The sequence below is a fragment of the Microbacterium lemovicicum genome (assembly GCF_003991875.1).
GTDB lineage: Bacteria > Actinomycetota > Actinomycetes > Actinomycetales > Microbacteriaceae > Microbacterium > Microbacterium lemovicicum.
The window spans coordinates 1,390,541-1,412,616 of record NZ_CP031423.1; the positions used below are offsets into that span (position 1 = coordinate 1,390,541).

The window sequence follows — 22,076 nt, forward strand, 5'->3', positions numbered from 1 at the left end:
GGCATCCCTCGCCTCTAGGATGAGGGAGTGCCTTCGAACACCCCTGCGAAGAATCCTCCTGAGGAGCGGCTCGTCAACCTCGTCGTGGCGCTCATGGCGACCGAGCAGGGGCTGACGAAGGACACGATCCTCTCGTCCGTCGCCGGATACCGCGAGCAGAACGAGGCGGGCGCGTCCAAGGACGCCCTCGAGAAGATGTTCGAGCGCGACAAGGAAAGCCTGCGCGGCCTCGGCGTCCCGATCGAGACGATCGGCGACTGGGCCGATCCCGACGACCTCCGCGAGGCGCGCTATCGGGTGCCCGTCTCGGAGTACGAGCTGCCCGCCGACATCGAGTTCTCGCCGGCGGAGGTGGCTCTGCTGACCCTCGCCGGCGGCGTCTGGTCGCAGAGCTCGATGTCGGACGACGCTCGCAGCGGTCTGCGCAAGATCCGCGCCCTGGGCAACACGGTCGACGAGCCGATCATCGGCTTCTCGCCGCGGATCAGCATCCACGAGCCGGCCTTCGGCCCGCTCAAGCAGGCCATCGAGCAGTGCCGCACGGTCTCGTTCCCCTACCTCAAGCCGGGGGAGGACGCGCCGCGCGCCCGGCGGCTGCGGCCCCTCGCGCTCGTCGAGTACGACGCCCGGTGGCACGTCTATGGGGTCGACCTCGACGTGGACGCCGATCGCACGTTCCTGCTCTCGCGCATCACCGGCGACGTCGTGGTGCACCGCCAGACGTTCCCCGCCGCGCTGCGCGAGGGCGCCGGCGACCGCGCCCTCGCGGGCCTGGAGGAGCTCGCCGCCCGCCAGCGCGCCCTGCTCGAGGTCGACCCAGGCACGGAGGCCGCCCTCCGGCTCGGTCGCCGGGGCTTCGCCGCGGAGCAGGGCATCCACGTGCCCTACGTCGACGTGCACATCTTCGCCGACGAGCTCGCCTCGTACGGACCCGAGGTGCGCGTGGTGGAGCCCGCCGCGCTGCGCGACCAGGTCATCGCGCGGCTCGAGGCGACCCTGGCCGTCCACGGGGGTGCACGATGAGCCCGCGACCTCTGGTGGCCACGGATCGCGCCGCCCTCATGCTGCAGCTGGTGCCCTACCTGCTGGGCAAGGGCGAGGTCTCGGTGGCGGAGGCCGCCGACGAGTTCGACGTGACACCCGACCAGATGCGCTCGATGGTCGAGAAACTGACCGTCATCGGCCTTCCCGGCGAGCGCGGCTACTGGCAGATGTCCAACGACCTGTTCGACATCGATTGGGACCTCCTCGACCAGCGCGACCTCATCGTGATCACCAACACCGTCGGCCTCGAGCGCTCGCCCAAGCTGACGGCGCGCGAGGCGGCCGCCCTGCTCGCCGGCCTGCAGCTCGCCCGCACCGTGCCCGGCTTCGGCGACAGCGCCCTGTTCGCCGGGCTGCTGGCCAAGCTCGCGCGCGGCGCCTCGGGCGCGCCCGCCGACGTCATCGTGGCGCCGGGGCCGGTGTCCGAGGTGCGCGACACGGTCGCCGAGGCGCTCCAACGGCAGGTGGCGGTGTCGTTCACCTACAAGGCTCCGGATGCCGGACCCACGACGCGCACGGTCGACCCGGTGAAGGTGCACATCGCCACGGGCAACTGGTACCTGCAGGGGTGGTGCCACATGCGCCAGGCCATGCGGACGTTCCACCTCGATCGGGTGAGCGAGCTGGTGCTGACCGACATGCCCGTCACCCACGGCGGCGAGCCCGTGCCGGCGCCGTTCACCCCCGCAGAAGACGACATCGTCGTGCGCATCCGCTACGCACCCTCCGTCGCGCCGCTGCTGGGCGACTACCTCGGACGGGCCGACATCGTCGCCGACGGCGACCTCGTCGTGGCATCCCTCCGGCTCCCAGACGAGAACGCCCTCCGCCGGATCGCCGCCCGCCGGGGCGGTTCGGTGGAGATCCTCGATCCGCCCGCCGCGCGGCAGGCCGCCGCCGCATGGGCCGAGGCGGGTCTGGCGCAGTACCGCTGACGCCCGTCCGCGGGGCGACGCGATCTCGTGCCCAGCGCGACCCCGCGCTTCTGCCCGGGCTCGGGCGGGCAGGGTTAGACTTGTCGGACCCCGCTTACGCTAGGAGAAACACCATGCTTGGCAATCTGACCGGATGGCACTTCCTGATCCTGCTCGCGGTGATCCTGCTCGTCTTCGGTGCCGCGAAGCTGCCCGCACTGGCCAAGAGCATGGGGCAGTCCGCCCGCGTGTTCAAGGGTGAGATCAAGGCGATGAAGGAAGAGGACGCCGCGACGGCGGCCCCCGTCGCCACGAACACCGCGGCCCCGCAGCCCACCGTCGCTCCCGTCGTCGCCGACGCACCCGTGAGTGCACCGGCGCACAGCTCGGGTGCCGCCGACACCAAGCCCTGATCCGGCGGTGACGACGGCGCGTGCGCCGCGCCCGGCGGCGTCGGAGGTGCGGCGCGAGAAGAGGATGTCGCTCGGCCAGCACCTCGTCGAGCTGCGCAAACGCCTCCTGATCAGCGCCATCGGCCTGGTCGCGGGCATGATCATCGCGTTCTTCCTGGCTGAGCCGATCATCGATCTGCTCACCGTGCCGATCTCGGTCATCGCCGAGCGCACGGGCAAGGCCGTGCTGAACTTCGACACGGTCACCGGCGCCTTCGACCTGCAGATCCGCATCGCCTTCGCGGTGGGTCTCATCATCTCGTCGCCCGTGTGGCTGTCGCAGATCTGGCTGTTCATCGCGCCCGGGATGACCCGCAAAGAGGCGCGGTACACGGTGGGCTTCCTCGGAGCCGCGATTCCGCTGTTCTTCGGCGGCACCTTCGCGGGCTGGCTGATCATGCCGCACATCATCGAGCTCATGTCGAGCTTCGTGCCCGACGGTGCGGCGAACTTCTTCCAGTACAGCTACTACTACGACTTCATCCTCAAGCTGCTCCTGGTCGTGGGCGTGGCTTTCGTGCTGCCCGTCTTCCTCGTGCTGCTCAACATCGCGGGGATCCTCAGCGGCATGGCGATCCTCCGCGGGTGGCGCTTCGCCATCATCGCGATCACGGTCTTCTGCGCCCTCGCGACGCCGGCCGCCGACGTCATCTCGATGTTCCTGCTGGCGATCCCGATGCTCGGCCTGTACTTCGCGGCCGTCGGCATCGCGCTCCTCGTCGACCGGCGCCGCGCACGCCGCGCCGCAGCCGAGCTCGCCGCAGGGGCACCCGCGTGAGCGAACCCAGTCCGGCGGAGCGGTTCGCGAACGCGCGACAGCGGCAGTCCCATCCGGTGACGGCCGCGTTCGCGGCATCCCAGAGATTCGAGCTCGATCCCTTCCAGATGGCCGGATGCCAGGCGCTCGAGGACGGCCGCAGCGTGCTGGTCGCCGCGCCCACGGGTGCCGGCAAGACGATCGTCGGGGAGTTCGCGATCCACCTCGCGATGCTCGAGGACGGCGACAAGGCGTTCTACACGACCCCCATCAAGGCGCTGTCGAACCAGAAGTTCCGCGAGCTCCAGGACGTCTACGGTCCCGAGAACGTCGGACTGCTCACCGGCGACACCAACATCAACGGCAACGCCCGCGTCGTGGTCATGACCACCGAGGTGCTGCGCAACATGCTCTACGCCGACTCGGCCGCGCTCCGCGGACTGCGGTTCGTCGTGATGGACGAGGTGCACTACCTCGCCGACCGGTTCCGCGGGGCGGTGTGGGAGGAGATCATCATCCACCTGCCGTCGCGCGTGCGGCTGGTGTCGCTGTCGGCGACCGTGTCGAACGCCGAGGAGTTCGGCGACTGGCTCGACACCGTGCGCGGCGACACGGAGGTGATCGTCTCCGAGGTGCGGCCCGTCCCGCTGGAGCAGCACGTGCTCGTGCGCGGAGACCTCCTGCCGCTCTTCGACGACCGGGCCGGGATCGCCACCGCGCAGGTCAATCAGGAGCTCATGCGCATCCGCTCCTTCAAGGGGCCGACGTACGAGAACAACCGCCGTGCCTCGTCGTTCCGCTCCGCCGAGGGCGGCCGATCGCAGGGGCACAGCGACCGGAGCGGCGGCTACGGGTCGTCGGGACGCCGTCCGCACAAGGGCGGGCAGCGTCCGGTGCGCTCGGCCAACGTCCAGCGCATCGAGCGGCTCGACCGTCCGGACGTCGTGCAGCTGCTGCAGCGCTCCACCCTCCTGCCGGCCATCTTCTTCATCTTCTCGCGCGTGGGCTGCGACGCCGCGGTGCAGCAGGTGCGGCGATCGGGCCTGCGGCTCACCGATCAGGACGAGCGGCGCGAGATCCGCGCGATCGTGGAGGAGCGCACCCGCACCCTCCGCGACGAGGATCTCGCTGTGCTCGGGTACCACGAGTGGCTCGACAACCTCGAGCGCGGAGTGGCCTCCCACCACGCCGGCCTCCTGCCCGCCTTCAAGGAGGTCGTGGAGGAGCTCTTCCGCCTGAAGCTCGTCAAGGTCGTCTTCGCCACCGAGACGCTGGCGCTCGGCATCAACATGCCGGCGCGCACGGTGGTGCTCGAGAAGCTCGAGAAGTTCAACGGCGAGGCCCGGGTGGCCATCACGTCGGGGGAGTACACGCAGCTCACCGGCCGTGCCGGGCGCCGCGGCATCGACGTCGAGGGACACGCGGTCGTGCAGTGGACCGAGGGCATGGATCCGCAGCAGGTCGCCGCGCTCGCGTCCCGTCGCACGTATCCGCTGAACTCGAGCTTCCGCCCCACGTACAACATGGCGGTCAACCTCATCGACCAGTTCGGCCGGCCGCGCGCCCGCGAGATCCTCGAGTCCTCGTTCGCGCAGTTCCAGGCCGACCGCGCCGTGGTCGGCCTCGCCCGCCAGGTGCGCGAGGCCGAGGAGTCGCTGCAGGGCTACCAGCAGGCCATGACCTGCCATCAGGGCGACTTCGCGGAGTACTCCTCGATCCGCCGCGAGCTCAGCGACCTCGAGAAGCTGAATCGCAAGGACGCCAACGCCTCGCGGGCCACCCGCGACACCCGTCAGCGACAGCTCGCCTCGCTCCGGCGGCGCATGCAGCGGCACCCCTGCCACTCCTGCCCCGAGCGCGAGTCCCACGCACGGTGGGCGGAGCGCTACTGGAAGCTCAAGCGCGCCACCGACAAGACCCGCGAGCAGATCCGTACGCGCACGGGCACTGTGGCGCGCGTGTTCGACCGCGTCGTGGAGGTGCTGCGCTCCCTCGACTACGTGCGCATCGAGGACGACGGCGCGACGACGCTGACCCCCGCCGGTCGCACGATGCGGCGCATCTACGGCGAGCGCGACCTGCTGGTCGCCGAGTCGCTGCGACTGGGCATCTGGGACGACCTGGATGCCCCGTCCCTGGCCGCACTGGCGTGCAGCCTGGTCTACGAGCCGCGCCGCGACGAGTCCGATCCGGGTGAGCACGGGATGCCGCGAGGACCGTTCCGCACCGCCCTGGCCCGTACGCAGGAGCTGTGGCAGAGGCTGGACGACCTCGAGCAGGATCACCACCTGCCCGGCACGCTTCCGGTGTCCGCCGGTCTGGCGTTCGCCATGCACGGCTGGGCCCGGGGCGACATGCTCGATCGCGTCCTGGCGAACGCCGACATGGCGGCCGGTGACTTCGTACGGTGGAGCAAGCAGACGATCGACCTCCTCGATCAGCTGTCGCTCGTGGCGGACGGTGCCGTCGCCACGACGGCCCGCAAGGCGCTGGACTCCGTCCGGCGCGGAATCGTGGCCTACAGCACGGTCTGACGCCCGTCCGCGGCTCGCTCAGCCCTCGGCGGACACCCACCCGTGGCCGCTTAGGGTGGTGGGGTGCCTGCCGCGTCCCGCCCCCTGCTGCCGCTCTGGGCCGCGGTCGCGAGCTCGGTCGCGGGCGGGCTGCTGCTGACCACTGCGTTCCCGGCGCTGGGCTGGTGGCCGATGGCCTTCCCCTCCGTCGTGCTCGCGCTCGTCGGGCTGGTGGGGCGCCGCATGTGGTCGTCCGTCCTGGTCGGCTTCGCCTTCGGCGCGGCGTTCTTCTTCGTGAACCTGTTCTTCACCGCGCGCTACCTCGGCCCCGTCCCGTGGATCGCCCTGTCGATGCTCGAGGCGCTCCTGACGGCCGCGTTCGCGGTGCCGATCACGCTGGCCTACCGGTGGCTGCCCCGCGTCATGCCGGGCGCAGCATCCCGTCTGCTCCTCCTGCCCGCGCTGGTGGGGGCGCTGTGGACCCTCCGCGAGCAGATCGTCGGGTCGTGGCCCTATGGTGGGTTCCCCTGGGGGCGCATCGGGGTGACCCAGGTCAGCGGACCGGCCGCCGGGCTGGCGTCGTGGGTCGGGATGTCGGGTCTCACCTTCCTCGTCGTCCTCCTGTGCGCCATGGCGGTCGAGTACGTGCGGCACGGGCGCTTCCGCAGGTGGCTCGCGGCGGTCCCCGCTCTGATCGTGGTCGCGGTGCTCTTCCTGGTGCCGGCCTTCCCGACGACGGCCGCCGGTGTGCTGCGCGTCGGCGCCGTGCAGGGCAACGGCCCCGCCGGCTACTTCGATGAGCGCGAGCCCAACGCCGTGCTGGGGGCGCAGCTCAGCGCCTCCGAGCCGCTGCAGGGCGAGAAGATCGACGTGCTGCTGTGGCCCGAGGGCGGCATCGACTCCGACCCGACGTCCAACCGCTCGACCGCCTTCGTGCTCGACCGTCTCGGGGAGAGCCTCGACGCGCCCCTTATCATCGCGGCGGCCACCGGCCGCGGCGACCTCTTCTACAATTCCTCGATGCTCTGGCGCGCGGGCGAGGGCGCCGTGCAGACGTACGACAAGCGGCATCCCGTGCCCTTCGGCGAATACGTCCCCGACCGGTCGTTCTGGGAGAAGCTGTCGCCCGACCTCATCGGGCTCATCGGCCGGGAGTACACCCCGGGCACGGCATCGCCCCTCTTCGACCTGAACGGCGTGGGTGTGGGCCTCGCGATCTGCTTCGACGTGATCTACGACGACGTCATCTGGGACGGCGCGGCCGAGGGAGCCGAGGTCTACATGTTCCAGACCAACAACGCCGACTTCCGGGGCACGGACGAGAACCTGCAGCAGCTCGCCTTCGCGCGCATGCGCGCCATCGAGACGGGCCGGTCGGTGGTGAACCTGTCGACCGTCGGCACGAGCCAGGTGATCACCGCTGATGGCGCGGCCATCGACGGACTGACCGAGGACGTGGCGGGTCACATGATCACGGACGTGCCGCTGCGGACGGGTCTCACCCCCGCCGTGGTCGCCGGCCCGTGGATCAAGATCTCGCTCGGCTGGGGGAGTCTCGCGGCCCTCGCCCTGCTGGGCTTGACGCAGGCGGTGCGGCGCCGCCGCAACGCGAAGACGCCGGCCCCCGTGGGGACCGGCGTCTGAGAACGCGCGTGCGGGGCGTCAGGCGCTGAGCTTGTGCGCGGCGGCGTCGTCACCGGCACCGCGGCGCGACCGCACGTAGGCGAGGCGCTCCTCGAGGAGCTCTTCGAGCTCCGGCACGGTGCGACGCTCCAGGAGCATGTCCCAGTGGGTGCGAGCGACCTTGTCCTCGCTGTGGTCGACCGTGGCGGTTCCCTCGCCGATCCGCAGCAGGGCCTCAGCCCCGCAGGTGCGGCATTCCCAGGCGGGCGGGATCTCGGCGTCCGCCGCGAAGGTCATCGTCGTGTCACGTGCACACACGGTGCAGGTGTAGGTGTGCTGTGCGCGCTCATGGAACACGACGCCGTCTTCGCTTTGTAGGCTCTGGGCGCCGAGTCGGATGCCGCGCAGGCTGCGATCTGCCATGTTGTGGTCCTCTCGTCTGCTCTCAGGTATAACGACGCCACCTGTGCGGATCATCCGAAGGACGGGCTTCCCGGCCCCATTCACAGACGATGCTCAGGGCCTTGTGGTTACCACCGCGCGAGCGCCCGGATCAGCGCCGGGGCTTGTCGCCGTCGACCAGCGACAGCGCGAGATCCGCGCGGTCGGTGACCAGTCCATCGACGCCAAGGGCGAGGAGTCGCCGCATGTCGTCGGGCTCGTTCACGGTCCAGACGTGCACCTCGACCGACGCCCGATGGGCGTAGTCGACGAGCCTCGGTGTGAGCACGCGGAGGAGGCCCTGCCGCTCGGGGATCTGCACCGCGTCGATGCCGCGGAGCACGCGGTGAGCCAGACGGGGGGAGTGGAGGGCGACGGCGAGCAGGAGTCGAGCGATGACGCCGCGGCCCGCGGAGGTTGCCGGCCGGGCATCGCCTCGGGTCGCCGCGTCGAGCGCCTGCCGCCGCCGCGCATCGGAGAAGCTCGTCAAAAGCACCCGGTCGCTGTACGGCGCCACGGCGGCCCCCACCGGTGCGGCGGCGGCCGCCGCCTTCACGTCGAGGTTGAAGCGCAGCGTGGGGAAGCTCTCGAGCGCCTGCGCCAGGGTGAGCAGGCCACCGCGGTGGGCCATGAGCTCCTCGAGCTCGAGGAGGCGGACGTCGGCGATGGCACGCGGATCGCCCGCCACACGCGAGAGATCGGCATCGTGGAAGAGCACGACGGCACCGTCGGCCGTGAGGTGGCAGTCGGACTCCACGTAGGTGACGCCGGCTCCGTGGGCGAGCGCGATCGCCGCGAACGTGTTCTCGGTGACGCCGTCCGCGGCCGCCTCGGCTGTCACCAGACCGCGATGGGCGAGGACGCGGGGCGTGGCGGCTCGGACGAAGAAGGGGTGCTGCGGTGTCACCGTGGACGTGTCAGCGTGCGGACGGCTCGTCGCCGACGGGCCCGGTGACGGCGGACGGCGCATCGCCGATGGGTTCGACCGCGGAGGACTGCGCATCGGACGCGAACGCGTCGGCCGCTGCAGCGGCCTCCCGCACGGCCTGGGCAGCGGCCTCAGCCGCGTCGGACCGCGCCGGCATGGGCGTCCGGCGGGGCGCAGACGCGGCATCCCGATCAGCCTTCGGCTTCGCCTGGGAGGGACCGTCGGAGCCGGCGAAGGCCGAGCCGATGCCCTTCAGGGCCGAGGTGAGCTCGCTGGGGACGATCCAGAGCTTGCTGGACGCGCTCTCGGCGATCTTCGGCAGGGTCTGCAGGTACTGGTAGGCGAGGAGCTTGTCGTCGGGGTCGCCGATGTGGATGGCGTCGAAGACCATCTGGATGGCCTCCGACTCGCCCTGGGCACGAAGGACGGCCGCCTGCTTCTCGCCCTCGGCCCGCAGGATGTCGGCCTGTCTGCGGCCCTCGGCCTCCAGGATCTGCGACTGCTTGGACCCCTCCGCCGTGAGGATGACGGCTCGGCGATCGCGCTCCGCGCGCATCTGCTTCTCCATCGAGTCCTGGATCGACAGCGGCGGGTCGATCGCCTTGAGCTCGACGCGACCGACGCGGATGCCCCACTTGCCGGTGGCCTCGTCGAGGACGACGCGCAGCTGGTTGTTGATGTTGTCGCGGCTGGTGAGGGCCTCTTCGAGGTTCAGGCCACCGACGACGTTGCGGAGGGTCGTGGTGGTCAGCTGCTCGACGGCGCCGAGGTAGTTGGCGATCTCGTAGCTCGCCGCACGGGCGTCGGTGACCTGGAAGTAGACGACCGTGTCGATGGACACCACGAGGTTGTCTTCGGTGATCACCGGCTGCGGCGGGAAGGAGACGACCTGCTCGCGCATGTCCATCAAGGGACGGAGGCGGTCGATGAACGGGATCAGGAGGTTCAGGCCGGGGGTGAGTGTCTTGTGGTACCGGCCGAGGCGCTCGACGACACCCGCGGTGGCCTGGGGCACGATGCGGATGGAGCGCAGGATCGTGACCAGGGCGAAGATGATGATCGCGGCCACGACGATCCACAGGATCGTCTGGGGGATGATCGAGTCGTTCATGCGGTGAGCTCCTCCTGGGGGCGGACGTGGGCGGTGGCCCCGTCGATGCGGTTCACGAGCACGGTGGTGCCGGGCTCGATGTCGGAACCCGGAAGCGAGCGGGCGGTCCAGATGTCTCCGTTGGACAGTTTGACCTGTCCGGAGTGCGACGTGACGGTGGAGAGCACCTGCCCCCGGAGCCCGATGAGGGCCTCGACGTTCGAGGGCGTCGTATCCTCGCCGCGTCGCAGACGTCGCAGCAGGGGCGGTCTCAGCAGGAGCACCATGGCGACGGCGACGACGGCGGCGATGACGATCTGCAGCCAGAGCGGAGCACCGAGCAGATCGGCTCCCAGGCCGGCGAGACCCCCGACGCTGAGCATGAGGAACGTGAAGTCGAGCGTCAGCATCTCGATCACGAGGAACAGCAGGATCAGGACCAGCCAGGCGATCCAGGCGAACTGTTCGATGGCGGTGACGATGTCCACGATGAGCCTCCTCGTCTTCTTCCGAACCTAACACGACCCCTTTCGCGGGGGGCCGGGTTGGTAGGGTCGGAAGGCCTTCCCGACATGTTCGGAGGCCGCTCACACTGTTCTTCTCGACGGGAGTCACCTCGTGTCCCAGATCCTTCCGCCCGGGTCGCTCGCCGGCCGCTCCGCCCTCGTCACCGGCTCGTCCCGGGGGATCGGCGCCGACACCGTGCGGTACTTCGCCGAAGCCGGCGCGAACGTCGTGGTCAACTACCGCAACAAGGCGCCGCGAGCCGAGAAGCTCGGCGCGCAGCTGCGCGACCTGGGTGTGGAGGCGCTCGTCGTCGGCGCCGATCTGACCGATGCCGACTCCGTGCAGGCGCTCATGGACGAGGTGCGGCGCGCGTACGGGTCGCTCGACATCCTCGTGCTGAACGCGTCCGGCGGCATGGAGGCCGGCATGGCAGCGGACTATGCCCTCCAGCTGAACCGCGACGCGCAGGTGCGGGTGCTCGAGACCGCGCTGCCGCTCCTCGGCGAGGGGTCGCGGGTCGTGTTCGTCACCAGCCACCAGGCCCACTTCATCCGGACGACCCCGACGATGCCCGAGTACGAGCCGGTGGCGCTGTCGAAGCGCGCGGGCGAGGACGCCCTCCGCGAGATGATCCCGCAGCTCGAGGAGCGCGGCATCGGCTTCGTCGTCGTGTCGGGCGACATGATCGAGGGCACCATCACCGCCACGCTGCTGGAGCGCGCCAACCCCGGCGCCATCGCGGAGCGACGCGAGTCGGCGGGCAAGCTGTACGACGTGGCCGAGTTCGCCGCGGAGGTCGCCCAGGCCGCCGTCGACCCGATCCCGGCCGATCACACGCGCCTGGTCGGCGACACCGGTTCGTTCGGCGCGGAGTAGGCGCCGCGGCATCCGCTCCACGACGCAGCCCCCGGTCGGTGACCGGGGGCTGCGTCGTTCGGGGGAGCGGTGCGGGTCAGGCGCGGCCGAAGGTGAACGCGCGGACGATCTGCACGACGCCGAGCACGATGAGCATGATGCCCAGGAGCAGCCAGAGCACCAGGGCGCCGAGCAGCGCGTTCACCAGCAGGTAGATGCCGGCGATGATGCTGATGACCGCGAAGAGGATCGTCCACACCCGGGAGCCGGAGCCGCCGAGGGTGGTCAGCGCGACGACGCCTTCGACGATCCACATGATGCCGATCAGGACCGCCACGAAGACCGCGAGCGTCGCGGCGGTTCCCTGGAGGTTCGCGAACGCCACCACGCCGGCGATGACGAACAGCAGTCCGAGGACGATGTGGAAGGCGCGGGACGAGCCGCTCATGGCCTTGGAGAAGATGCCGAGTGCCGCGTACACGATGCCGCCGGCGATGGCGTAGATCGCGATGACGGTCGTGACGAAGACCGCCGCGGCCGCGGGCTGCCAGACGATCAGGATGCCGGCGAGCAGGGCCAGCACGCCGCCGATGCCGAGCGCGGTGCGGATGCCGTTGACGATGGGCGAGGAGGTGGGGGTTGCCGTGGACATGACCGTCGCTTTCTGGGTATCACCTGGGAGGACTCCGGCCCCAGGGTAGAGCCTCGGGTTCGTCCGCCGGGGGAGGCCGACGGCATCGGCGCGCCGGGTGGGGGACCGGAGCTGTCCGGAGAGGGCTCAGCTGCCGGGGGAGCGCGCTCAGCCCAGCAGGGCCAGCGCCGCCAGCAGGACGGGAAAGCAGCCGAGCGTGGTCACGAAGACTGTGTCGCGGGAGATCGCCTCTCCCACGCCGTAGCGCTGCGAGTAGTTGAAGACGTTCTGCGCGGTCGGCAGCGCCGCCAACACCACGACGACGAGGACGTCCGACGGGGCGAGGCGGAACAGGTACGTCGCCACGGCCCACGCCACGACCGGCATCACCAGGAGCTTGAGTGCGGAGGCGACGAGCACATCACGACGCCGCCCATGGGACCCCAGGACCCGCTGCCCGTGCAGCGAGATGCCGTAGCTGATGAGGAGCACCGGCACGCACGCGTCGGCGATGAGCTGGGCGGGGTCCATCACGATGTGCGGCAGATCGATCCCCGTCACCGCGACGAGGGTGCCCAGCACCGATCCGATGAGGATCGGGTTCGTCGCCGTGCGCCGCAGCACCGGAAGGAAGGCCCGCTGCCCGGAGGTGACGGCATCCAGGATCGCGAGCGTCACCGGGGTGAAGATCAGCAGCTGCAGCAGGATGACCGGCGCGGGGAAGGCGGCGCTCCCCAGCAGGTAGAGCGACAACGGGATCCCGATGTTGTTCGAGTTCACCTGACCGGCGGACAGGGCGCCGATGACCGTCTCGGCGGTGTCGCGACGCCAGACCAGACGCGCGATCAGCACATAGACGGCGATCACGACCACGGCGGCGATGCCGGAGACCGGGAGCAGCGACGAGAACAGGGTCTGCACGTCCGCCTGCGACAGCACCACGAACAGCAGGAAGGGCGAGAGGACGAAGAAGGTGAGGCGGCTCAGGACGGGTCGCGCGTGCTCCCCGAGCAGATCGATGCGGCCGATGATCCAGCCGACGAGGATGGCGACGCCCACCACCACGAATCCCGTCAGCGCCTCGAACACGCTTCGAGCCTAGGCCGCGTGGTCCGGCGCAGCCGACGCGCCGCTAGCGTGAAGGGGAGCCGTCGCGGACGGCCGTGGGGGGATGCCGATGTCACGCGTCGCAGTGATCGCCGGAGCGTCAGGCTTCGTGGGGGAGGCGCTCGCCCGTGCGCTCCTCGACGAGGGCTACGAGGTGCGCCGGATCGGGCGCCGGGAAGCCGTGACGTGGGATGACCCGTCGGCGATCGCCCGCGCCGTCGATGGGGTGGACGTGCTCATCAACCTCGCCGGCAAGTCCGTCAACTGCCGCTACGGGGATGCGAACCGGCGGGAGCTTCTGCGGTCGCGGGTCGAGACGACGCGGGCGCTCCGGCAGGCGGTGGCGGTTGCGCCATCCCCTCCGCCCGTCTGGCTGAACGCCTCGACATCCACCATCTACCGCCACGAGATGCAGCGCGCGAACACCGAGTCGGCGGGGATCATCGGCTCGGGCTTCTCGGTCGATGTGGCGCGCGCATGGGAGGCGGAGCTGTTCGAGGGCGACCTGCCGGGCACCCGCCGCGTCGCACTGCGCATGGCCATCGTGCTCGGCGACGGCCCGGCACCGAACATCCTGCGGCGCCTGGCGCGGCTCGGCGTCGGCGGACCGCAGATCGACTCCTGGTGGTTCCCGCACCGGCGCTACCGCGGCATCGGGGAGCACGCGAGCGGGCTCGAGCGCTCGACGTGGCACCGCACCCGCGGTCGGCAGAAGTTCAGCTGGATCCACATCGACGACGTCGTGGGCTCGGTGCGCTTCCTCGTCGGGCGCGACGACATCTCAGGCCCCGTCAACCTCGCGTCCCCGCATCCGGTCGACAACCGCACGCTCATGCGCACGCTGCGGAAGGCGGTCGGCATGCCGTTCGGTCTGCCCGCCTGGAGGTGGATGCTGGAACCCGCCATGTGGGTGCTCCGCACCGAGCCGGAGCTCGTGCTCAAGAGCCGGTGGGCGGTTCCCGAGGTGCTCACCGATGCCGGGTACCGCTTCGAGCGTCCTCGTCTCGAGGACGCCGTCTGAGCGGCTTCCCCATGCGCGGCGTGGTCCCCACGCCATGCCGCCCTAGGATGAGCCCGTGATCGGCCTGCTGCGCACCTGGGTGACGGCCCTTGCCGCCTCATGGCCGGAGGTGCTCGCCTGGTATCTCGGCGGCACCCTCGTGCGCGAGGGCATCCTGACCCTCGCGGCTCCGATCGGTCCCGACAGCGCGCTCGCCGCCTTCCTGCTGCTGCCCATCGCCGTGCTGGCGCGACTCGTCTCCTTCGTGGGCATGTTCCTCGCGGTGCGCCGATCGCTCCCCGCGTTCGCCGCGACGACCGCCGAGAGCGGTGTCGCCCGCCGCGGACGGTTCAGCGGCTTCGCGGACGTGCTCCTCGCGAGCATCGTCCCGTTCTTCGTGCTCTACGGTCTGCTCGGCCTGCTGCAGGACGACTTCGCGGCCTACGCCAACCGCGCCTTCCTCTACTCATTCGGGGGAGGGGACTTCCTCTCGCCGGGCGACGGGCCCCTGGTGGTGGTCGTCATCGTGGTCGCGCTGGCAGGTCGGATCGTCCTCAAGCGCTTCGGGTCGCGGCTGCCGCGCGGGGCGACGGTCGTGGAGATCTACCTCGAGGCCGTGTGGGTCTTCGTCGCGGTCAGCGGTCTCAGTGCCGTCTTCGCCGGCGTGCTCGCGTGGGTGCAGGACCGGCAGATCGTGCGGTGGTTCCTCGACGTGCGTCAGGGGCTCCGCGACCTGTGGGAGCCCATCCGAGTGACGATCGACGGCATCGACGGACTCGTCCCGCTGCTGCTTCAGCTGCTGGCACTGCCCCTGGCCTGGCTGCTGATCGCCGGCATTGTCTACACCCGCGAGCTCGCGTCCGTCGCCGGGGAGCGGGTGCTGTCGCCGCGGCTGGAGGCGAACCTGCGGGCGCGCGCACAGCGTCTGCCCGCGTTCGTGACGCGCCGGCGTCATCTCGTCACCGACGAGTGGGACGACGTCTACAAGCCGCTCTCGGTCTCGGCGCGTCTCATCGTGCGGATGGGCTGGCGCGCGCTCATCGTCTATGCGGCGTCCTACGCCCTGGTCGCGGCCGTGGCGCAGTGGGCGGTGTGGTCTCTGACCCGGATGCTGGGACCCCACGCGGCGGACTGGTGGATCGTCGCGCTGCCCGTCGTCGCCACCGCGGTCGCCACCGTGACGGAGACGGCGCGCATCACCCTCGTCGGCTCCGCTTTCGACCGGGCGCTGGACGCGTGGCGGTTGCGGCGCGGGTCGGGCGTCAGCCCTGCGCCGGGTCTTGTTCCGACAGTCGCAGCGTCACTTCCACCGGCAGACCGTCCTCCGTCACCGTGATGCGCACGGCGGCGGTGCGGAAGGTGCCCGTCGGCGTCAAGAACACCGATTCCACGCTGTACGGTGCCGTCGCGCTCGGGTCGCAGCCCGTCGCGAAGCCTTCGCCGCGCCCGTAGCCGTACTTTGCGACGTCGTATTCGGTCGGCCACTCGATCGGGCCCTCGGGTCCCGGGGCGACCAGGTCGATGACACAGGTCGCGCTGTCAGACCCTCCGACGGGCGCCACGTCGATGACCGCCGCGGCGAGCGCGGCGTCGGGTGGCAGCACGATGGAGCCCGAGCCACCGGGGAACTCCTGCGAGGCGCGCACGGTGAACTCGAGCCCGCCCGCGGTGGCGGTCTCGCCCGCGGCCGCCTCCACGGTGCGCGGCTGGATGGCGCTCCGCTCGGCGATCGGCACGACGATCAGCAGGGCGACGAGGCCGGGCACGACGACGACCAGGCAGACGAGCGCGACCCGATGGCGGCGCAGGAAAGCCCTCATGACGCGTCCCTCGCGAGCTCGGGTGCGCGTACCTCGGCGGTGGGGGAGACGTCGGTGGGGAGATCGAAGCGGACGACGGCGACGGAGTCGAGAGCGGTGGTCTCACTGATCTGCAGGACGAACTCCGCCGTCCCCGCCTGCAGAGCGTCGCGCGGCACCTCGAACAGTGCGCTCGAGCGGTACCGCAGGCCGGGTGACGGCGCCTGCGCCACGAAGGAGGGGAGGGGGGCGATCGTGGCGGCGGCGAAGGAGCGCCCGCCCATCCGCAGCTCGCTGCGCGCGAAGGAGCACGACGTCAATCGGCACACCGTGGTGACGTCCACGACGACCCACGCACCCGTCGTCTCCGACGGGGGAGCGCCGGCCTCGCCGAAGGCCAGCTCCTCCGCCACCGTGACGCCGTGCACGACCAACTCGGTCTGCCGCGACGCCACCGTCTCGCCGATGGCACCGGTGATCTTGAGAGGGGTCTGGATCTCGTCCTCCGACGGGGCGGTGACGGTCGCGAGGGCTGCCACGACGAGGAGGGATGCCGCGGCACCCGCCGCGATCAGCCGTCCCCGTCTGCTCGGGCTCCGGGGCGGGCGCTCGTTCACGGCCGCTCCTGCACGATGCCCGCCAGCACCCGGCCGGTCGTGGCATCTTCGATCGGATTCGTCGGGTCCAGGTAGCGCTCGTAGATGCCGATCCTCACCTCGGCCGCATCCGGCGGGGTCTCGTCGTCGGCCAGGTTCCAGACGTAGTACACGTCGACCGGCAGGCCGGGCTGCACCGGCGGATCGACCGATCCGTCGCGCACGCTCACCGTCGAGCCGGAGCCCTGGTCGAGCCGCAGGTCGAGCGGCGAGAGCCAGCCGAACGCGCGACGCGCCGGCTCGTCGCCGGTGTAGGTCAGGCGCGCACGCAGCACCACCATCGACCCCTCCCGGACCGTGCCGCTCGCCGGGTCCCGGTCGGTGACCTCCAGTGCCTCGAACTCGATGCGGTAGAGGCCGTTGTCGTACGTGTCGCCCAGACCGTAGGTGGGCTGCCGCGCGTCGGGCACGTCGGCGAAGCCGCCGGCCAGCGCGATGACGACGACGACGAAGACGACGATCGCGGCGGCGATCAGGGCCAGGCGGCGGCCGGTGCGGTCCGGTGACGGCGGGAGAGCAGCATCCGTCTGCGCGTCCTCTCGGCGGTCGGACGTGGGCACCGCGGACACGCGCATCTTCTCCGGGTCGATCGGACGGTCGGCAGGGGATCGATCTGCCGAGACTGTACCGCACGTTCCGAGCGCGCTCGGTGCCGCTGCTCAGTCGGAGGACGGCGAGCTGACGAAGACGCCGATGCGGTCGCCGTCTTTGACGAACTGCAGCGACGCGTCGGGGAAGCGGTCCCGCAGCTCCGGGGGAGCGTTGCTGTCGACGCCGAAAGTGATGGTGGCCGGGAAGTCGCCGAAGCGGCAGCCCGAGTAGACGGGGCCCGACGCGGAGTAGCCGTTCTGGGGATCGCCTTCCTCGGGCATATCGGAGGTGAGCGCGGCGGTGAAGCAGTCTCCGCCGCCGTTCCCGGACATGCTGTATGTCGTCTCGAACAGCGTGAGACCGAAGAACGTGTACGTGGCGGAGCTCGCGCCCGCGCCGAACCATCCGGCCGGGACGGACACCGCCGAGTCGGGGTCGAGGGTCGCGACCTGTGGTGCGCCGGACGACGTCCTCACCGGGGCGATGCTCACCAGCCCGTAGGTCACCACGGCGGCGAGCGCCGCCACGGCGACGAGCGACGCGATCCACGCGACCCACACGACGCGACGGACCTGGGGACGTCGTGGGAGGCGTGCAGGGACGGGCGTTTCGCCGACGGGTACATCATGCGATGGGGCGACCTGCGCGGCACCAGATGCCACGTGCGTGGCGGCCGGCGGGGTCGGAGACGGTGAATGCGTGGTCGGGGCAGCGCCCGACGACGCGGCTGTCGGGCCGTCAGGCTCTGAGCGCAGCGCGGAGCCCTCGAGGTCGGCGAGCCGTCTCAGGGCTTCCGGGTCATCGCTGATGTCCGCCGACGGGCCATATGCGCGGTAACGCAGTGCCTCCAGTTCCGAACGGCCAGAAGGATTCATGGGTTCGATGGTCTCACGCGTGTGTTCCCCGTCGGGAGCTGCTGGGCTTGTCTACCAGGCTCGACGACGAGTTCTGTGTCGGCGTGCGCCGAGTGGCGCCGACATAGTGACGGTGTTCGCTCACCGAACTCGACAATGGTGCAGCGTTATTGTCAGGGCCGGTAGTCGACGGGTCGCGGCTTCGGAATGTCGGGATTGCCGCTATGACCGGCTGAACCGTGTCCGGGGTTTCCGAGCGTGTGCGCGATCACCCGCAGGACGCGGAACACCCCGTGTAGTGTACGAGACCAGACGTTGGAGCCTGCCGTCGGTCGGGCGATCTGCGAGTCATCTGCGCCCTTGCCACTGTCGGTCATGCAGCCTGTTGTTCTGCCGGGCGCTTAGAACGGAATGAAGTTTTCGAGCACCGTGACCGCGAGTGAGTCGTAGAAGCGAATGACAAGCCCGGTGCGGTTGTCGACGACGAGCGTTTTACGTAGGGCGGGGTCTTGAAGCGATTTCAAGAGCACAAGGCTGTGACCGTCCCCGATGTATTCAATGTCAATGGGGGTGTCCGTGTCGCGACTGGGTCGCCCCCAGACCGGCAGATGCTCAGGGAAGAGAAGTTGGAGAGGCGTGTTCGTCACCCTTGCTCGGTACGAACGAGAGGGGCTTCGCTCTACGCCTGTGGTGAGAGTGCCGTCACGGAACGACGAATCGACGCCGTTGGTGAGGTCGCGTGCTGTCCACTCCTGTCGGGCATGGTCGATGGTCAACTCGTAGCGCACGGTTTCTTGCCGTGATTCCCAGATGCCTTGCACGCGGAATCGGGTCGGTCGCTCGGGAAAGCTGTCATTCTCGGTTAGCTGACTGAGCAGGTCTGTCGTAGTCAAGCTCAACGTTTCGTCCTCACGTCGGTGGATGTCACTGTGGGGCGGGACACATAGAGCCCCGCCCCACAGTGAGGGTCTTAGAACACTCCGGCTTCTTGACCGTTGGGGTATTCACAGTTGGTCTGCGCCGAGGAGGCGTAGCACTGGAACCGCGGTGACGTGGGATCGCCGACAATCGGGATGGCCATGTTCTCGGCGTTGTCATAGACCCATTCGAGGTTGAAAATCACCGAGTACTTGCCTTCGTCGGTTGTTGTCCGATCCACCCATTCCGTGCCGGACGTCTGCGTGCCAGGACCGAAATCGAAGTCCGTGGAGTTCTCGAACGTGGGGAGTGTGATTCCCTGCTGACGTTGCAAGATCACGTTGCCGGACGTGTCCATAGAGATGCCGTCATCGTTAGTGAAACGCATGTAAACCTTATGCGAGGTCTGCTGGAGATTCATCAGCGCGTAAGCGCTGATGTGCCGCTCCCATACGAGCGTGTCGCCTGTGTACTTCCGGTAAGTCGTGCCCCACTGGCACTCGACTTCCCACACGTCCGTGATCGTGCATGCAAAACCCTCCACGTCCCGAGCCGCCGCGTCGCCCGGCGATTGAGCGTCGGACTCATCCTCAACGGGGATGCTCTGAGGAGCGATGGCGTTGCCCTCAGCATCCGGCGCCCACACTAGACGCACGCGGGGGCGCCGGCGCACGTCGAGACTGACGACGTGCGACCAGCGCTCCCGCAGCCCCGATCGCCAGCAAGCCGGCAAGACAAGGCACGGAGCCGAGGTCTCGCGAGACGTCAATCGCAGCACCCTCGTCAGTTGCAGATGTGTATGTGCAGATATGCGCAAGTGGAACAGCTGAAACTCGCGAAGTCGGTTGCGCTTGAAAAGACTCGCCCGCCAGGGCTCCCGCGGGAGGCGCGTAGATGAAGCAGGACGCATCTCCAGTTCGAAGCACGTTGATTGCCGCGACCAGTGGGAACGCAATCATCAGAACGCCCGCGATGGTAAGAATGACGATGATCGCAGCCCGAATCGAGAGGGTCGGCTTGGAAACTTGGCGGGTGCTCATTTCTTCAGCCTGACCGCAAACAGCACCGGTCACAAGCCGGTCGTACTCGAGGGACTGAGCCAAGTCACAAATCCCAAGAGACCGCCGCTACCCGGTGGCGAACAGCGCCGTCCGCGAGAGCGGCGCGAACGCCAGCTCGGGTGCCCACACTCGGAGCGTCATCACTGGGCGTGACCGGTAACCCGGTATTCCGGTGGGCGCGACGGTGGTCGCCAGCAAGCCGCTCTAGGCCTCGTTCGAGGACATGATGATCGTGATCGCCGGACCTAGCGTCGGCAAGTCGACGTCGCTGGTGATCCCGGCCCTGCTGTCCGCTCCCGGGGCCGTGGTGTCCACCTCCAACAAGAGGGACGTCCTGGACGCCACACGCGACCTGCGCGCCGCCGCAGGGCCCGAGTGGGTCTTCGACCCGCAACGCGTCGCGCTCGAGGAACCAACTTGGTGGTGAAACCCGCTTTCGTACGTCGCGGACGACACCAAGGCCGAGAAAGTGGAGCGAAACCGACCGCGCTCGACAACGTATTTCGGGGAGTCAGACACGTTGCGAAGAATGATTACTGAAACGTTAGCGATGCAAGTCGCAGGACCGCTTCAGGAGCTCCGTCTTCCCTCCACCTAATGCTGATAATGCACATTATGTCAGCTCAGACGTTGACGGACCTGGCATCGCTCCCCGAGCCGGCGGACGCCCGTTCCATATCCTTGAACCTTCTGCGCGCACTGACACTATTTGCGACATGGTCACCGCTGACGACCTGCCACTCGACGCGCCGCCCCGCGTCCTGATCGCGCTGGCCGTGGATCGCTGGGGTTCAGTCGGCCTCATGGTGCGATGTGCTCGCCTTTATCGCGAGATGGACTGGGGTGCTGAGCCCGAACTCCTGTCGTACCTCGCCGGCCGAGCCGAACCTCGCTGGGCGGCTCTCGGTTACGGCACCCAGGGGTACTTCGTGCGCACGTGGGCCCCACGGGCGATGCTCTATGCCTGGGATGCCCGTGCGGTGACGGTGGTGCAGGAGGCTCTCGCCGACGAGCACTGGAGACCGCGTGAGATGGCGCTCAAAGTCGTCGCCCACCGCCGGCTCGAAGCGGCGGCCGATGCCGTCGCCGCGCTCCGCGCGGACCCGAGTCCTCGGGTCCGCGCCGCCGCGGAGCGGGCTCTCCACCGGATCGCGGGCTAGCGCGGGGGGTCTCGCTCACGTTTTTGAGCGGCACACTGGGTCTATGGAGTTCCACGGAGTCGTGCCGATTGATGCTCCGGACCCGAGTGTCGAGTCGGAGGCGCGTCTCCGGGCGGTGTCCTTCCCCGTGGTCCAGCTCACCCCGCGGCCGTCTCTTACGCGCTCTCCGATCACCGGCTTCGCGGAGAGCCTCGGACCGGCAGGACGCGAAGACTCGACGGTGGCGTTCACCTACACGCTCTGGAGGCACCCGGAGGATCACGCCGACCCTCGGAACGAGATCGAGTTGGACGAGCGGACCCGTCGCGCGATCGAAGAGGAACCTCCGTGGGGTCGTCCCACATGGCTGATCGCGCAGGCGCGGCTGCTCAAGTACCCCATGCTCTGGGAGGCTGTCAGGACCACGTGGAGCGCAGCATCCGGCACTCGACGAACGTCGCTCCCCCAGTCGCTCATGGACCACACCGATCACGTCTTGCGCAACCAGTTCCGCGAAGAGCTCGGCCTTCCGCCGGGCCCGACCAGCGACACCCGCTGGCAGGTGACACCGGCTGCCGTCTCAGACGCCACGGCGAACCTCGACGGCCGAGATGTGCCGGCGCTCCAGATCGACACGGATCCCTTCGTCTACAGCCTGGGCTTCCGCCTCGACGAGCACGTCGTGTGCACGAGCGTCCTCCCCCGCGACAGCCTGCCCATCGTGGACCTCACCTTCACCACCGACCGCTGACGCGAACACGGCCGGCTGCAGAGTCTGCGGTCGACGAATGCCCGAAGGTGGCTACTTCTCGGCTCTTTCGAGCAGCGTGCCTCCGACCAGTTCCGTCTCCGACCGAGTGAGCGCGGTCGGCGATGACGCGAACTGCATGATCCGGTCATCCGGCGTCGTGCCGGTCAGCCCAGGCCCGCCGCACAAGAGCGACCGGTTGGACTCCTCGACGGGGACGTAGACGATGCACACCGCGTCATCCGCGCTCCGCACCGCCCAGTAGGCGTTTCCCGCGGCGTCCTCCCCCACGTACCTGCTCGTGTCTTCGGCGACGCTGCTCCACTCGCCCGCGGGCAGGGAGTCACCGGGCACGCGCCCGCGATCGAAGATCGGCGACGCGCCGGTGGCGGACACCCCTGGGCCTGCGGCGCAGCCCGCGAGCAGCAGTGCTACCGCGATCGAGGCC

The 22,076-nt window shown here is 69.5% G+C and carries 25 protein-coding genes; 12 read left to right on the plus strand and 13 right to left on the minus strand.

Annotation, left to right across the window (positions count from 1 at the left end; all coding sequences use genetic code 11):
* Positions 1–27 precede the first annotated feature (27 nt).
* The 6 genes from CVS47_RS06445 (at position 28) to lnt (ending at position 7,324) form a co-directional block, all read left to right on the plus strand.
* Positions 28–1,023, plus strand: coding sequence for a helix-turn-helix transcriptional regulator (locus CVS47_RS06445; protein WP_127095360.1), 996 nt, complete (start codon positions 28–30; stop codon positions 1,021–1,023).
* On the plus strand, positions 1,020–1,979 hold the full coding sequence (locus CVS47_RS06450; RefSeq protein WP_127095361.1) for a helix-turn-helix transcriptional regulator: 960 nt from the start codon (positions 1,020–1,022) through the stop codon (positions 1,977–1,979). The genes CVS47_RS06445 and CVS47_RS06450 overlap by 4 nt, the downstream gene beginning before the upstream one ends.
* Before the next feature lie 113 nt (positions 1,980–2,092).
* On the plus strand, positions 2,093–2,371 hold the full coding sequence (gene tatA / locus CVS47_RS06455; RefSeq protein WP_127095362.1) for a Sec-independent protein translocase subunit TatA: 279 nt from the start codon (positions 2,093–2,095) through the stop codon (positions 2,369–2,371).
* 64 nt (positions 2,372–2,435) lie between these two features.
* The gene (gene tatC, locus CVS47_RS06460; protein WP_127097227.1) at positions 2,436–3,188 is read left to right on the plus strand and encodes a twin-arginine translocase subunit TatC; all 753 of its coding nucleotides are present in this window, start codon (positions 2,436–2,438) and stop codon (positions 3,186–3,188) included.
* Positions 3,185–5,701 carry a DEAD/DEAH box helicase gene (locus CVS47_RS06465; protein ID WP_127095363.1) on the plus strand — a complete coding sequence of 839 codons (2,517 nt, stop codon included), beginning with the start codon at positions 3,185–3,187 and terminating at the stop codon, positions 5,699–5,701. Before tatC ends, CVS47_RS06465 begins: the two co-directional genes overlap by 4 nt.
* A gap of 63 nt (positions 5,702–5,764) precedes the next feature.
* Positions 5,765–7,324, plus strand: a complete 1,560-nt coding sequence (gene lnt, locus CVS47_RS06470) for an apolipoprotein N-acyltransferase (protein WP_127095364.1) — start codon at positions 5,765–5,767, stop codon at positions 7,322–7,324.
* An 18-nt stretch (positions 7,325–7,342) separates the two neighbouring features.
* On the opposite strand, the gene CVS47_RS06475 is transcribed toward lnt, so the two are convergent.
* From CVS47_RS06475 to CVS47_RS06490, 4 genes are all read right to left on the minus strand, one after another.
* Positions 7,343–7,726, minus strand: coding sequence for an RNA polymerase-binding protein RbpA (locus tag CVS47_RS06475; protein ID WP_127095365.1), 384 nt, complete (start codon positions 7,724–7,726; stop codon positions 7,343–7,345).
* A 130-nt stretch (positions 7,727–7,856) separates the two neighbouring features.
* A complete protein-coding gene (locus tag CVS47_RS06480) occupies positions 7,857–8,651 on the minus strand; it encodes a glycerophosphodiester phosphodiesterase family protein (RefSeq protein WP_241240299.1) in 795 nt (264 codons plus the stop codon).
* Between the two features lie 10 nt (positions 8,652–8,661).
* Entirely contained in the window at positions 8,662–9,783 is a 1,122-nt protein-coding gene (locus CVS47_RS06485) for an SPFH domain-containing protein (RefSeq protein ID WP_127095367.1), read from the minus strand.
* Complete coding sequence (locus CVS47_RS06490; RefSeq protein ID WP_127095368.1) at positions 9,780–10,250, minus strand: NfeD family protein; 471 nt, start codon at positions 10,248–10,250, stop codon at positions 9,780–9,782. The genes CVS47_RS06485 and CVS47_RS06490 overlap by 4 nt, the downstream gene beginning before the upstream one ends.
* 130 nt (positions 10,251–10,380) lie before the next feature.
* Here CVS47_RS06490 and CVS47_RS06495 point away from each other — a divergent pair, with 130 nt between their 5' ends.
* Positions 10,381–11,145 (plus strand): SDR family oxidoreductase, encoded by a 765-nt coding sequence (locus CVS47_RS06495; RefSeq protein WP_127095369.1) that lies wholly within the window; start codon positions 10,381–10,383, stop codon positions 11,143–11,145.
* Between the two features lie 76 nt (positions 11,146–11,221).
* Here CVS47_RS06495 and CVS47_RS06500 read toward each other — a convergent pair whose 3' ends face one another.
* Together CVS47_RS06500 and CVS47_RS06505 are read right to left on the minus strand one after the other, a co-directional pair.
* A complete protein-coding gene (locus CVS47_RS06500) occupies positions 11,222–11,776 on the minus strand; it encodes an HdeD family acid-resistance protein (protein WP_127095370.1) in 555 nt (184 codons plus the stop codon).
* Between the two features lie 147 nt (positions 11,777–11,923).
* Positions 11,924–12,844, minus strand: coding sequence for an AEC family transporter (locus CVS47_RS06505; RefSeq protein WP_127095371.1), 921 nt, complete (start codon positions 12,842–12,844; stop codon positions 11,924–11,926).
* Between the two features lie 82 nt (positions 12,845–12,926).
* Here CVS47_RS06505 and CVS47_RS06510 point away from each other — a divergent pair, with 82 nt between their 5' ends.
* Positions 12,927–13,883 carry an epimerase gene (locus tag CVS47_RS06510; protein WP_127095372.1) on the plus strand — a complete coding sequence of 319 codons (957 nt, stop codon included), beginning with the start codon at positions 12,927–12,929 and terminating at the stop codon, positions 13,881–13,883.
* Positions 13,884–13,938: 55 nt separating this feature from the next.
* Positions 13,939–15,198, plus strand: a complete 1,260-nt coding sequence (locus CVS47_RS06515) for a hypothetical protein (protein WP_127095373.1) — start codon at positions 13,939–13,941, stop codon at positions 15,196–15,198.
* Here CVS47_RS06515 and CVS47_RS06520 read toward each other — a convergent pair.
* The 6 genes from CVS47_RS06520 to CVS47_RS06545 form a co-directional block, all read right to left on the minus strand.
* Complete coding sequence (locus CVS47_RS06520; protein ID WP_127095374.1) at positions 15,125–15,682, minus strand: hypothetical protein; 558 nt, start codon at positions 15,680–15,682, stop codon at positions 15,125–15,127. The genes CVS47_RS06515 and CVS47_RS06520 overlap by 74 nt on opposite strands.
* Positions 15,679–16,278, minus strand: a complete 600-nt coding sequence (locus tag CVS47_RS06525; RefSeq protein ID WP_127095375.1) for a hypothetical protein — start codon at positions 16,276–16,278, stop codon at positions 15,679–15,681. The genes CVS47_RS06520 and CVS47_RS06525 overlap by 4 nt, the downstream gene beginning before the upstream one ends.
* Positions 16,275–16,886 (minus strand): hypothetical protein, encoded by a 612-nt coding sequence (locus CVS47_RS06530; protein WP_127095376.1) that lies wholly within the window; start codon positions 16,884–16,886, stop codon positions 16,275–16,277. The genes CVS47_RS06525 and CVS47_RS06530 overlap by 4 nt, the downstream gene beginning before the upstream one ends.
* 90 nt (positions 16,887–16,976) lie before the next feature.
* Positions 16,977–17,468: a hypothetical protein gene (locus CVS47_RS06535; protein ID WP_127095377.1), complete on the minus strand. Its 492-nt coding sequence runs from the start codon at positions 17,466–17,468 to the stop codon at positions 16,977–16,979.
* Positions 17,469–18,163: 695 nt separating this feature from the next.
* Complete coding sequence (locus CVS47_RS06540; RefSeq protein ID WP_127095378.1) at positions 18,164–18,655, minus strand: hypothetical protein; 492 nt, start codon at positions 18,653–18,655, stop codon at positions 18,164–18,166.
* 77 nt (positions 18,656–18,732) lie between these two features.
* A complete protein-coding gene (locus CVS47_RS06545) occupies positions 18,733–19,449 on the minus strand; it encodes a hypothetical protein (protein WP_127095379.1) in 717 nt (238 codons plus the stop codon).
* Positions 19,450–19,964: 515 nt separating this feature from the next.
* Between CVS47_RS06545 and CVS47_RS06550 the strand changes: the two genes are divergently transcribed.
* The 3 genes from CVS47_RS06550 (at position 19,965) to CVS47_RS06560 (ending at position 21,631) form a co-directional block, all read left to right on the plus strand.
* Positions 19,965–20,168, plus strand: coding sequence for a type IV secretory system conjugative DNA transfer family protein (locus CVS47_RS06550; RefSeq protein WP_127095380.1), 204 nt, complete (start codon positions 19,965–19,967; stop codon positions 20,166–20,168).
* A gap of 289 nt (positions 20,169–20,457) precedes the next feature.
* Entirely contained in the window at positions 20,458–20,901 is a 444-nt protein-coding gene (locus CVS47_RS06555) for a HEAT repeat domain-containing protein (RefSeq protein ID WP_127095381.1), read from the plus strand.
* Positions 20,902–20,944: 43 nt separating this feature from the next.
* Complete coding sequence (locus tag CVS47_RS06560) at positions 20,945–21,631, plus strand: hypothetical protein (RefSeq protein WP_127095382.1); 687 nt, start codon at positions 20,945–20,947, stop codon at positions 21,629–21,631.
* A gap of 51 nt (positions 21,632–21,682) precedes the next feature.
* On the opposite strand, the gene CVS47_RS06565 is transcribed toward CVS47_RS06560, so the two are convergent.
* Entirely contained in the window at positions 21,683–22,024 is a 342-nt protein-coding gene (locus CVS47_RS06565; RefSeq protein ID WP_127095383.1) for a hypothetical protein, read from the minus strand.
* Positions 22,025–22,076: the final 52 nt, after the last annotated feature.